This window comes from Blautia acetica, assembly GCF_038739805.1.
In the GTDB taxonomy this organism is placed as follows: domain Bacteria; phylum Bacillota; class Clostridia; order Lachnospirales; family Lachnospiraceae; genus Blautia.
Map to the genome: position 1 here is coordinate 91439 of NZ_JBBEWO010000011.1, position 10439 is coordinate 101877.

Sequence of the window (10439 nt, forward strand, 5' to 3'; positions counted from 1 at the left end):
CGTCTTTGCTACACGCACATTTGTTTTCGTTAAACACTACTATAACAAATTTTTCCAAAATGTCAAGAATTTCTTTTTATTCTTCCAGATATTTTTTATTCTGCTTCAGTACCTCTTTCATGGCTTCTGAGCCTGGCGCACCAATGGTATTTCTCTTCTCTACACAATTTTTCATACTGATAGCCTCGTAAATGTCTTCCTCAAAAACCGGACTGATGGCTTTGTATGCTTCTAAAGACATCTCGTCCAGAGAAATATTCTTCTCCAGGCAGTAAAGCACCAGACGGCCAACAATGCCGTGGGCATCTCTGAAAGGCACACCCTTGTTCACCAGATAATCTGCTGCATCTGTGGCATTCGTAAAGCCGTTTTTCGCACTCTTTTCCATATTTTCTTTTTTAAATTCCAAAGTGGACAGCATACCGTTAAACAGCGCAATACATCCTTTGGCTGTATCCATGGCATCAAAAGCCAATTCCTTGTCTTCCTGCATATCCTTATTGTAAGCCAGAGGAATTCCCTTCATGGTAGTAAGCAAAGACATAAGCGCCCCATAAACCCTTCCTGTTTTTCCTCTTACCAGTTCGGCAATATCCGGATTCTTCTTCTGAGGCATAATACTGCTGCCCGTACTGTAAGCGTCGTCAATTTCCACGAACTGATATTCATTGGAATTCCACAAAATCATCTCTTCGCAAAAACGGCTCAGATGCATCATAATCATGGATAAATCGGACAAAAATTCAATCAGATAATCCCTGTCTGCCACAGAATCCATACTGTTCAAAGTAGGACCGTCAAAGCCCAACGCCTGCGCAGTATATTCCCGGTTCAGAGGGTAGGTAGTTCCTGCCAGCGCCCCGCTTCCAAGAGGACAGAGATTCAATCTCTTTCCTGTATCCTTCAAACGACTTCTGTCCCTTTTGAACATCTCAAAGTAAGCGCCCAAATGGTGGGCTGCAGTCACTGGCTGAGCCTTCTGCAAATGGGTAAAGCCAGGCATATAGGTGTGCAGATTTTCTTCCATTAATTTCTGAAGAGTTTCCAGCAGTTCTTTTAAAAGTTCGTCTGTCTCCTGAATTTCATCTCTTACATACATTTTCATATCCAAAGCCACCTGGTCATTACGGCTTCTTCCTGTATGCAGCTTCTTCCCTGCGTCTCCTTTTCTGGCAATCAGATTTGCCTCTACAAAGCTGTGAATATCTTCGTATTCCGGTGAAAACTCCAGTTTTCCGCTTTCAATATCCTTTAAAATTTCCTGCAGGCCTGATAATATCTCTTCCTTTTCCAGTTCTGTAAGAATCCCCTGCTTAGCCAGCATGGAAGCATGGGCCATACTGCCTTTGATATCCTGCTTATAAAGTCTTTTATCAAAACTCAAAGACGCATTAAAATTGTACACCAGACGGTCTGTTTCTTTTGTGAAACGACCTCCCCATAATTGTGCCATATTGTTCCTCATTCCTCTCTTTTTCACCGTATCGCCGAAGTTCTTTCGTTTTTGCACTTTCGACAATATCTTGTGTAAAATTTTATCACTTTATAGTGTTGAACGCAAGAGTTTTTCCTTTTGTTCCTGCTTTTGTCTTTCACGCTCCTGTCTGGAAAAAACACAGCCGCAGTAATCCTGTCTGTAAAGATGATATTCTCCGGATAATTCTGTAGAACGTTTATATCCGTTTTTTTTCTTAAAATCCGAAGGCAGATGCTTTACATGATAAATCTTTTCCAACTCTTCCCCGATTTCATTTAGTTTTCCCGCATTCTTTAAGGGACTGATGGTCAGCGTAGTGGCAAAGTAGTCATATCCTCCCTCTGCAGCCATGCGGGCCGTCTCTTCCAACCGCATGCGGTAACAGTGAAAGCACCGTTCTCCGCCTTCCGGAGCCTGTTCCAGTCCCTTTGCCATTTCAAAAAACTCCTCCGGGCAATACCTGCCTTCCACAAAAACCGGCTTATGCACCAAAGGCATTTCCTCTATCAGCCGTTTCAGCTCCTCTGTTCGCTTTTCGTACTCCTCCCGGGGAAAAATATTGGGGTTATAGAAAAAGTCTGTAATTTCAAAATACCGGGACAGATATTCCAACACATAACTGCTGCAGGGCGCACAACAACTGTGCAAAAAAAGCCTGGGAATCTTTCCCTGTTTTTGATTTTCTTCTATGATTTTTTCCAGTTCTTTTTGATAATTTCTGTTCATCCTGTTTCCCTTCTCTGCTTTTATACAAAAGTATACGAAAAAAAACTTTCTTCATCAAGGAATTATTTTGAAATTTCGAGAGAATCTCTCATGAGCATCTTAGAATTCTTAGACTTGTTTCGCTTTTTCTATGTCCGGGACTGTTTTCTCTCACAGCCCCGGGCCTGTATTCCATTTCTGCACCAAAATTATTCTGTCGTATACTCTGCGGAAAGAATCACTTCCCCATTCATATCAATATACTCCACTACAACCACCGGATTTTCTACCTCTACCGCCAATTTCAAAGAACTTGCTACGTTTTTAAAAGTATCCGCCTGTCCATCCATAGCAGACTGCAGCTGTTCGGTCAACGCATCTGTCTTAACAATACCATCCATGGTATACCGGTAAATCAGCTTGTTGTCTTCTCCCAGCACTTCCATACTCATACCGCTGTCTCCAAGAGAAGAAAGCTGTGCATCTAACTGTTCCTGTACAAGGTCAGATTCCACATAAGACTTAATATCCGGGAACTTCTCGGTTATGGGTTCGGCATCTTCCAATTTCACCGGTTCTGATTCCTCTTTTTCCACTTCCTTTTCTTCCTGTTCCTGCTGCGTTTCTTTTTCACTGGAAACCTCTGCACTGTCTTTTCCTGCATCCTTCTCACCGCATGCGGAAACAGTCAGCGCCATAGCCAGTAAAGTGGAACATAACAACACTTTTAAAGACTTTTTCTTCATAAAAACAGCCCTCCTTGGTTTGATAGATTCATTTTATCCGAGCAGGCGGAAAATGTCAATATAAATAAAAATTTTAATATTCTGTGCTGTTTTTAGTCAATTTCAACAAACGTTTGTCTTCTCAAAAACATCACTATTTTTCCTTTTCCTTTGTCAACTGTCCATTTTCAATAACCATAATCTTATCTTGAAATTCTATTGTCCATTTGCAAGGGTTCTCCTCTGTCCCTATTTTTTCTTCCCAGCTAATCGTTTGACCTTTCGGACTCATTGTTTTTCTCAGCCTTAATATTTTTAAATGAGACGAAGAGCCGTTTATTTCCATAGAGTATCCCGGCTTTGTTTCTATAGCACAATATGCAACATTTCCTCTCACTCCATAATCTACCGTAACTTCTTCGGAATTCGCAGAACTATACCATTGTGTAAACAAAACCATCACGCAAACGGCCAAAGCCAGAACAATTCCTGTAAGTACCCCAAACATTTTTCTCTTATTTTTTTTCTTTATCTTCTTTATAACTTGAAGTTCCTGTATTTCTTCCTCACTTATGGATATATCTTCACCAATTTCACCTGTCATTTCCTGATAGTATTTTTGACATCCTCTACAGTTTTTTAAATGCTTTTCTATTTCCCGATTGCTTTCCTCACTGGTCAATCCGTCAATATACAGAGGCAATAAGTCGCGAATCATTTCACATTTCATGGCGGTTCTCCTTTCTGATTTTCTGCTTTCCACGATAAAAAGTTACTCTTGCCCAATTTTCATCTTTTCCCATGATTTCTCCAATTTCTTTGAAAGTAAAATCTGCATTCAGCCGCAAATACATGACCTCCCGTACAGGCTCTTCCAGCAAATGAAGTTTTTTATATAATTCTATCACTTCCACTTTCTGTATGGCCGAATTCTCTGTAAGATTCCGATAATCTGCCTGTTCTGCATTCTCTGCCGCCGTTTCTCTTTTTTTCTTCTTTAACTCTTTATACCACAAATGCTTTGCAATGGAACACAACCACACATATAACCTACAGTCTCCATGAAAATTATCAATGGATTTCATAGCCTGAAAAAAAGTTTCCTGGGTTAGTTCTTCGCTTAAATGAACATCGTGACAAAGGCTAAACAAAAATTTATACACCTGCGGCATATATTTTTTGTAAATCTCTACCATCTCTTCCATATTCCACCTCCTCCTATATGTACTCTATAAATAATTTTCGTTACAGGAATTTCACTCTTTTTACATCAAATTGTCCGATTGCAAAATCTGCTATCCATTATGAGAAAAAGAAAACAGACAGCTATCGAAAAAACTGTCTGCTATAAACCAGGAATTGTAATGCCCATTATAATTTTTTCATCATCCAGTCTGCTGAAGCATAATGGCCACTTGCATATTTCATATTGTCGGGCAAGGAACCATACTTCTTAAAACCAAGTTTTTCATACAAAGCAATTGCACTTTTATTGTCAGAAATAACTTCAAGTTCGGCTTGTTCAAATCCCATCTTTGTTGCCACTTTAAGCATATGCTCCAACATAGTTCTTCCAATACCACATCCACAAAATTCCTGATATAAAGCAATTGCTACTTCGCACCTATGAGCATATCTCCTGTAACTTCCTATTGGATTTAAAGAACAATTACCAATATGTCTTCCATTTAATGTTGCAATTAACAGCAAAGATTTATCTGAATTCAGACAATTATTTATAAACGCTACTTCTTGTTCATGTGTAATAGCAACCTCATCCGGCTCTCGAATCAGATATGGTGTTTCTTCTGTAGTGACTTTTAAATATTTTATTAAATCCTCTGCATCATCTGCGATTGCACTTCGTATCACTATAGTTCTATTTAATTTATCCTTGACTTCAATAGGTTCAAATTTCAATTTCAATCTCCTCCTTTGTTAACATACAACTTTTATATAGAATCTCATAATTACACCTTGAAATACCGTGGTGCTGTTGGTTATGTCCTGTTCCTCGACCTCACTTTTATGCCAGCCGGACAAAATTTATTCCTCAATTTCATTTTTCCATCTCTTATAATTATAAAAAGCCTGAATAAAAATTGATATAAAGAACACAACGCCAATTATTCCTGTAAACATATATGATTGAAATTCCTTATAAAACTCAATAATTATAATTACAGATACAGGAATAAAACAAAGTGTTCTAATAAATTTTCGTCTATAACTTAATTTCCAATAACAAATTTCTATTCCCTTGTCTACTTTTTCACTCATGTCATACCGTTTTGCAAGAAAGAAGCCAATGGTTTCCACAATTACCAGAATAGATATCGCCATCAAGAACATATAAAATCCTCCCTATCTCCCCCCTTGCAAGATAATTTTACCATTCTCTATATTTTTTACCAGTTAAATGTATGTAAAAGATTTTCGGCGCAAATAATGTTTCCACTACCTACGCCATTTCTCATCTTGTCTTGAAATATTTACCCTTTTACAACGCCTTTTCTTTGTAAGAATTTCTTCTCAATTATTTCTGCACAATATTTATATCCACTTGAAAACGTTGATTTTACGCTGTTTTTCGCTATCTATCTTCTGATTTACTCCATTTTTACTCCAATTTTAAGCCAATATTTTCAGTTCGGCTACTTCTTCTTTTTTCTTTTCTTCTGAAACGTGCGTGTATAAATCGGTTGTCATTGCCAGCGTGGAATGACCTAAGAGTTTCTGTACTACCTGTTGGTCTACTCCATTTTCATAACACCTTGTAGCGTATGTATGTCGCAGAGTGTGACAGGTAAACACTTCAAATATCTTCGGCTCTCTCTTTTCTTCCTTTGCCAGTTCAATCTCTATCACATTGATTTTCGCTACATAGTCTTTGATTGCACTATTGACGTTGTAATAATAAACTGGCGAACCATCAGAACAGGTAAATACCAAGTTTTGAAATTCTTTATGCTGTTTCCATATCGAGCGTTTCCACATCTTCTGTTCTGTCTGCTTTATCTTCTGATTTTGTAAAATCTCATACACTTCATCTGTCATAGGAATTACACGATTACTGGATATGGTTTTTGCAGTCGTATAGAAAAACTTTGAACCCTCAACAGGACTGGAAGCCTTTGAATAATGGATTGTCTTATTGATTATAATTTCTCTTTTTTCAAAGTCACAATCTTCCCATTTTAGTCCCAGCACTTCTCCAATCCGACAACCTGTTGTCACAGCAAATTTCAAAACATTGATGTGTATGTAGGAAGAAGCAAATGTAAAGAATTTTTCCTGTTCCTCTCTTGTTAATACACGTCTTTCTTTTTTCACTTCTTTTGGCATTTCCACACCGATACAAGGATTTTTTCTAATGTATTCACTCAATACCGCTTTATCAAACATATCACTCAACATAAATCTGATGTTCGACACCGTTCCATGTGCAAGACCGCTGTCTATCAAGTCATTTAAAAACTTCTGAACGTGATATGTTTTAATATCCTGCAAATACATCTTTCCGATAGAGTTCTTCACTCTTGAATTGTAGTAACTGTGGTTTTTATATATCGTAGTCATTTTAACTGTTTTCTTCTTATACAACTCCGTCCACGTTACATACCATGCGTTTAAAGTGATACTTTCGCCATTGCCATTCAAACCATGTTCATCTTCATAAACCGCTTCTCGCAACTTCCGTTTTAATTCATTCAGTTTAAAATCATAAAGCGTTTTTCGTTTCCCTGTTTTGCTTGTAAATCTTGCAATATAGCGTCCGTCTGCTCTCTGTGAAATTCCCTTACCGAGTTCTTTGCCCTTTAAATCTTTACCCATACCAACTTTCCTTTCTTCTACTGAAAGAAATATGGTAAAGTAAATATTTCAATTTTCATTATATCCACACCCCATTTTCTTTTCAAGCCCTTTTGCATTGATATTCCAGCCATTCATCAAGTAATTTCTTATTTGCATACAACCGATTACCAATGCGTACTGTAAATCTATTTTTCGGATTGTTCAACAGTTCTCTTGCCTTTGTTTTCCCAATCCCCATATACTCACAAAATTCATTTATATTTAGTAATGCTTTTTCGATACGATCACCCCCTTTCGTCTAATTTTCTTGCTTTTATATAATCATCATACAACTGCTTCTGTGTAATATTCATTTCTCCATTTTCTATGAGATTGCCAATATAATCTCTCTGCTCTATCTTCCCAACCTCTGCAAACAGTTTCAAAGACGGGGCAACATACTTTTCCAACCACTCCCACACCTTTTGTAAACTTTTCTTCTGTGGTTGCATGGTAAGTTTCACCTTGCCTATATCTTTCATCAGTTCCGCCCATGCTTGATAGGTTGGATAAAGTCTTTTTCGTGTTGTCATGCTGCCTGTCGGCTTTTCTAAAAATCGTATTTTACTGTTCAATACTTCCATTGCCAGTCCTGCCACATCTCTATATCTCAATAATTCCTGTACTACACTTACCGCCATTTCCTGCCGAAATCTCAACTCATATCTATTCCAATTTTCGTCTAATTCTGTTCCATACTTTTTATTCTGTTCATATCCCTTTTCATAAAATACCAATCTCAAATTACTGGCTGAACTGCCGAGATAAAGACTGCCACCTTTACTCTGAAACACTTCTTCTTTCAGTTCTCCCGAGTCGTGAAAATCTATCTCCCTTAGTTTTGTGGAAAGCAATCCCTCTTTTGTCCGTACAATCAAATCGGGAATACTCAAATACGGTTTTCTGTCGTCTATCGCCAAATCAATCCGAGGAACATTGATATGATACTGGCAAACTCTGTTCAAGAAATCAAACCATGTTTCCTCATTGAGTTGTAAAAAATTCTCATAGTTGCGACAGCCTTTCCCACTCATCAAAATCTGAAAGCCTTGATACTGTGCATTTCCTGTCGGCTTTAGCACCTTGATATTATCGAAGATTGCCACAACCTCATGTCCTGCAATCCCCTTTTCATAGCCCGTTACAGTCATAAGTTCCATAGGTATTTTCAACACATCTTCTATGACTGCTTCTAACGGAACTTCCTTAATGGTTATCTGACACCAATCTATCAAGGCACTTAATTCTTCTTTCTGCCGTATTACTCCCCTGTTAGTGTAGGGGAGTTCTGGAAGAAAACTTCCGCTTCTTTCTTCCAAATTTATCAAACCTCCTTACCTGCAATGGCGTTGCCATTGCCCTGCCCCCCAACCTGCCGTTTGGTACGTCAGAACGAGGGCAGGAACTTTGACCGCCTACATATTTTTATTTGGAACAGGGCGGATACCCTTACAGGTAATCTTCTCCACTAATACAGGAAAGTTTCCTCTCTGCACATAAGGAGCATATACTGGTTCTTCCAGTTCCACCACAGCATAAGGCTCAATCTTCGGAAGTTCCGTTGCTTCCAAGCGAATATCCACGCTGTTCCCAAGTTTCATGCTTCCAAGATGAAGTTTTAAGGCTTCCACTTCCTCTGTTTTCTTCTTACTGTCTTTATCATAGCGGTAACAGTTATCCGCACCCATAAAACGAAGTTCTCCAAACGCTTCTTTTACCTGTTCTTTTGTCAATGTAATCTGCATACACGTTCCTTTCTCCCCGTTGAACCGATAGGTCAGCTTCTCATATTTTCATTTTCATATTTACGACGTCGTTTTTAGTTCAGTTATTTCTGAACTTAATTGTATATTAGCACAGACATATTCGTTTTGCAATATAAAGTTTAGTTTTTTATAAACTTTTTGTTTTCTTTTTTCTGAACTTGTGGTATAGTGTCCTTAGACGATAAGATATGAAAAGTTATAACAGGATATGGAAAGAGAGGGTTTTCAGATGAATACAATCGCAGAACGGATTAAATTTGCCATGAAAGCAAAAAATAAAAAACAGGTAGATATAGTCAAAGATACAGGTATCAGCAAAGGGGCGTTCAGTTCCTATCTTTCGGGACAGTACAATCCGAAAGCCGATAAAATGGAACTGATTGCTGACTCCTTAGATGTAGACTTGCGGTGGCTTTACGGACAAAATGTGCCTATGGAACATACAAGCCAAAATGACAATGCCCTGCAATATGTCTTTTATAACAACTCCTGCTCCGAATATCTTCTCGATAATTTAGACGATATCTATATTGCCATGATGACGCAATATGCCGCCCTTATTCCACGCTTTTATGTCCTTGTCAATCGTGCTGGAAATGCAATGCACATACTGCCATTATTTTTGAAAGAGGATAGTTCCCAATTCTATGAATGTCCGTCTGATTTCTTCTATTCTGACAGGCATACCATTTTTACAAGAGATTTTGAAAGTATTCACATGGTATTAACAACAGCCACGATTTACTATTATGGAATTGATACAAAGACCTGTGAACCAAAAGTTACCAAACTTGCCTACTCACAAACTGACGATTGCTTTTATATCGACAACGGAATACAGGACGGTCACATAACAGCATTTGAAAAAGAAGTGGTAAAAGAAGCACTTTATTTAAAGAATAACGCCCAATAACAGACAAGAGGACTTGCAAGGTTTCTGACCTTTCAAGTCCTCTGCTGTATCATGGTGCAGTTGGCTGCGTCCGTTCCGTCAAGGACTGCCCTACGGCGTATCGGCTACGCCTTGTTCCTTGACCTCACTAGGTTTTCTCTTTTTCTTGACACAACAAAAGCCTGCACGATTTTTCTTCAATCCGACAGACTCTCATTCTTTCACATACTCTATCAATTCTTCTATTCCACAATCCAAGTAACTGCACAGTTTACAGATTAGTTGTGCGTCTAATCTCTGAAATTCATTTCTGCAATAACGATTAAAATTAGACCTCGGTATATCCAATTCTTTACAAATGGTATTCTTACTAATTCCTTTTTCTTTCAGCAGTTCCTCTATGTGAAGTTCTAAATGTCCGTACTTCATTACCTCACCTCTACATAAAAGTATATTCAATAAATCTTTATGTAGTAATTCACTATACAGTGAGGTACTATATAGTTATCCTTATAAATATATAGAAACAGAGGTATGTCAAAATGAAAAAGAAATTATTATTTATCACTATTATTCTAGTCTTGCTTGCAAGTGTTCTCTATTATATCAGTTTACCCGATTATCTTGTATTTAACAGTATGTCATTCAGCAATGGGGCTAATCGTGATACCGAACTACAAGTTATCGTATATCAATACTGGAATACTGATGAAGTGGTAGCAGAAATTGAAGCAGAACATAACCAAATCAACGGAACTCCCACCACCCTTACAATCAATCTACACCGTTCTAAATGGTCTTTTCACAATGGATATGAACCATTTTATACCACTACTATCAATTATGATTGAAAAGGAAAAGCAGACAGTCGATTAAAAAACTGTCTGCTACAAACTGGAATTGAACAAAATCGCTGCGCGATGGCCTGCCAAGGCTGTGGCATAGCGATTTTCTGTTTTCTATAATAAAAAACAGTGGAAAGCAAGTCCTAAAAGTAGTATTGTTAAATCACCACAAAA

General features: G+C 37.9%; 14 protein-coding genes. 2 read left to right on the top strand and 12 right to left on the bottom strand.

Going from position 1 to position 10439, the window contains the following annotated elements:
• Positions 1 to 76: 76 nt before the first annotated feature.
• From argH to WBS51_RS09160, 11 genes are all read right to left on the bottom strand, one after another.
• A complete protein-coding gene (gene argH, locus WBS51_RS09110) occupies positions 77 to 1453 on the bottom strand; it encodes an argininosuccinate lyase (RefSeq protein WP_173749532.1) in 1377 nt (458 codons plus the stop codon).
• 90 nt (positions 1454 to 1543) lie between these two features.
• Complete coding sequence (locus WBS51_RS09115; protein WP_173749533.1) at positions 1544 to 2203, bottom strand: epoxyqueuosine reductase QueH; 660 nt, start codon at positions 2201 to 2203, stop codon at positions 1544 to 1546.
• A gap of 188 nt (positions 2204 to 2391) precedes the next feature.
• A complete protein-coding gene (locus tag WBS51_RS09120; protein ID WP_173749534.1) occupies positions 2392 to 2928 on the bottom strand; it encodes a DUF4854 domain-containing protein in 537 nt (178 codons plus the stop codon).
• Between the two features lie 133 nt (positions 2929 to 3061).
• Positions 3062 to 3637 (bottom strand): zf-HC2 domain-containing protein, encoded by a 576-nt coding sequence (locus WBS51_RS09125; RefSeq protein ID WP_173749535.1) that lies wholly within the window; start codon positions 3635 to 3637, stop codon positions 3062 to 3064.
• Positions 3627 to 4112, bottom strand: a complete 486-nt coding sequence (locus tag WBS51_RS09130; RefSeq protein WP_173749536.1) for an RNA polymerase sigma factor — start codon at positions 4110 to 4112, stop codon at positions 3627 to 3629. Before WBS51_RS09130 ends, WBS51_RS09125 begins: the two co-directional genes overlap by 11 nt.
• Positions 4113 to 4278: 166 nt before the next feature.
• Positions 4279 to 4827: a GNAT family N-acetyltransferase gene (locus WBS51_RS09135; protein WP_173749537.1), complete on the bottom strand. Its 549-nt coding sequence runs from the start codon at positions 4825 to 4827 to the stop codon at positions 4279 to 4281.
• Positions 4828 to 4953: 126 nt separating this feature from the next.
• On the bottom strand, positions 4954 to 5259 hold the full coding sequence (locus tag WBS51_RS09140; protein ID WP_173749538.1) for a hypothetical protein: 306 nt from the start codon (positions 5257 to 5259) through the stop codon (positions 4954 to 4956).
• 279 nt (positions 5260 to 5538) lie between these two features.
• Positions 5539 to 6741, bottom strand: coding sequence for a tyrosine-type recombinase/integrase (locus WBS51_RS09145; RefSeq protein WP_173749539.1), 1203 nt, complete (start codon positions 6739 to 6741; stop codon positions 5539 to 5541).
• 82 nt (positions 6742 to 6823) lie between these two features.
• Positions 6824 to 7003 (bottom strand): excisionase, encoded by a 180-nt coding sequence (locus WBS51_RS09150; protein WP_081445676.1) that lies wholly within the window; start codon positions 7001 to 7003, stop codon positions 6824 to 6826.
• A 4-nt stretch (positions 7004 to 7007) separates the two neighbouring features.
• On the bottom strand, positions 7008 to 8090 hold the full coding sequence (locus tag WBS51_RS09155) for a replication initiation factor domain-containing protein (protein WP_173749540.1): 1083 nt from the start codon (positions 8088 to 8090) through the stop codon (positions 7008 to 7010).
• Positions 8091 to 8177: 87 nt separating this feature from the next.
• Entirely contained in the window at positions 8178 to 8507 is a 330-nt protein-coding gene (locus tag WBS51_RS09160) for a hypothetical protein (RefSeq protein WP_004613680.1), read from the bottom strand.
• Positions 8508 to 8757: 250 nt separating this feature from the next.
• Between WBS51_RS09160 and WBS51_RS09165 the strand changes: the two genes are divergently transcribed.
• A complete protein-coding gene (locus tag WBS51_RS09165; protein ID WP_173749541.1) occupies positions 8758 to 9441 on the top strand; it encodes a helix-turn-helix domain-containing protein in 684 nt (227 codons plus the stop codon).
• 192 nt (positions 9442 to 9633) lie between these two features.
• Here WBS51_RS09165 and WBS51_RS09170 read toward each other — a convergent pair whose 3' ends face one another.
• Positions 9634 to 9849: a helix-turn-helix domain-containing protein gene (locus WBS51_RS09170; protein WP_004611575.1), complete on the bottom strand. Its 216-nt coding sequence runs from the start codon at positions 9847 to 9849 to the stop codon at positions 9634 to 9636.
• Between the two features lie 113 nt (positions 9850 to 9962).
• On the opposite strand from WBS51_RS09170, the gene WBS51_RS09175 reads away from it, so the two are divergent.
• Positions 9963 to 10271 (top strand): hypothetical protein, encoded by a 309-nt coding sequence (locus WBS51_RS09175; RefSeq protein WP_173823011.1) that lies wholly within the window; start codon positions 9963 to 9965, stop codon positions 10269 to 10271.
• Positions 10272 to 10439: the final 168 nt, after the last annotated feature.

Excerpts from the sequence above, each read along its gene's own strand:
- WBS51_RS09125 (WP_173749535.1), bottom strand. The coding sequence starts at position 3,637 with ATGAAATGTGAAATGATTCGCGACTTATTGCCTCTGTATATTGACGGA.
- WBS51_RS09160 (WP_004613680.1), bottom strand. The coding sequence starts at position 8,507 with ATGCAGATTACATTGACAAAAGAACAGGTAAAAGAAGCGTTTGGAGAA.
- WBS51_RS09165 (WP_173749541.1), top strand. The coding sequence starts at position 8,758 with ATGAATACAATCGCAGAACGGATTAAATTTGCCATGAAAGCAAAAAAT.
- WBS51_RS09140 (WP_173749538.1), bottom strand. The coding sequence starts at position 5,259 with ATGTTCTTGATGGCGATATCTATTCTGGTAATTGTGGAAACCATTGGC.
- WBS51_RS09170 (WP_004611575.1), bottom strand. The coding sequence starts at position 9,849 with ATGAAGTACGGACATTTAGAACTTCACATAGAGGAACTGCTGAAAGAA.
- WBS51_RS09115 (WP_173749533.1), bottom strand. The coding sequence starts at position 2,203 with ATGAACAGAAATTATCAAAAAGAACTGGAAAAAATCATAGAAGAAAAT.
- WBS51_RS09145 (WP_173749539.1), bottom strand. The coding sequence starts at position 6,741 with ATGGGTAAAGATTTAAAGGGCAAAGAACTCGGTAAGGGAATTTCACAG.
- argH (WP_173749532.1), bottom strand. The coding sequence starts at position 1,453 with ATGGCACAATTATGGGGAGGTCGTTTCACAAAAGAAACAGACCGTCTG.
- WBS51_RS09175 (WP_173823011.1), top strand. The coding sequence starts at position 9,963 with ATGAAAAAGAAATTATTATTTATCACTATTATTCTAGTCTTGCTTGCA.
- WBS51_RS09130 (WP_173749536.1), bottom strand. The coding sequence starts at position 4,112 with ATGGAAGAGATGGTAGAGATTTACAAAAAATATATGCCGCAGGTGTAT.
- WBS51_RS09120 (WP_173749534.1), bottom strand. The coding sequence starts at position 2,928 with ATGAAGAAAAAGTCTTTAAAAGTGTTGTTATGTTCCACTTTACTGGCT.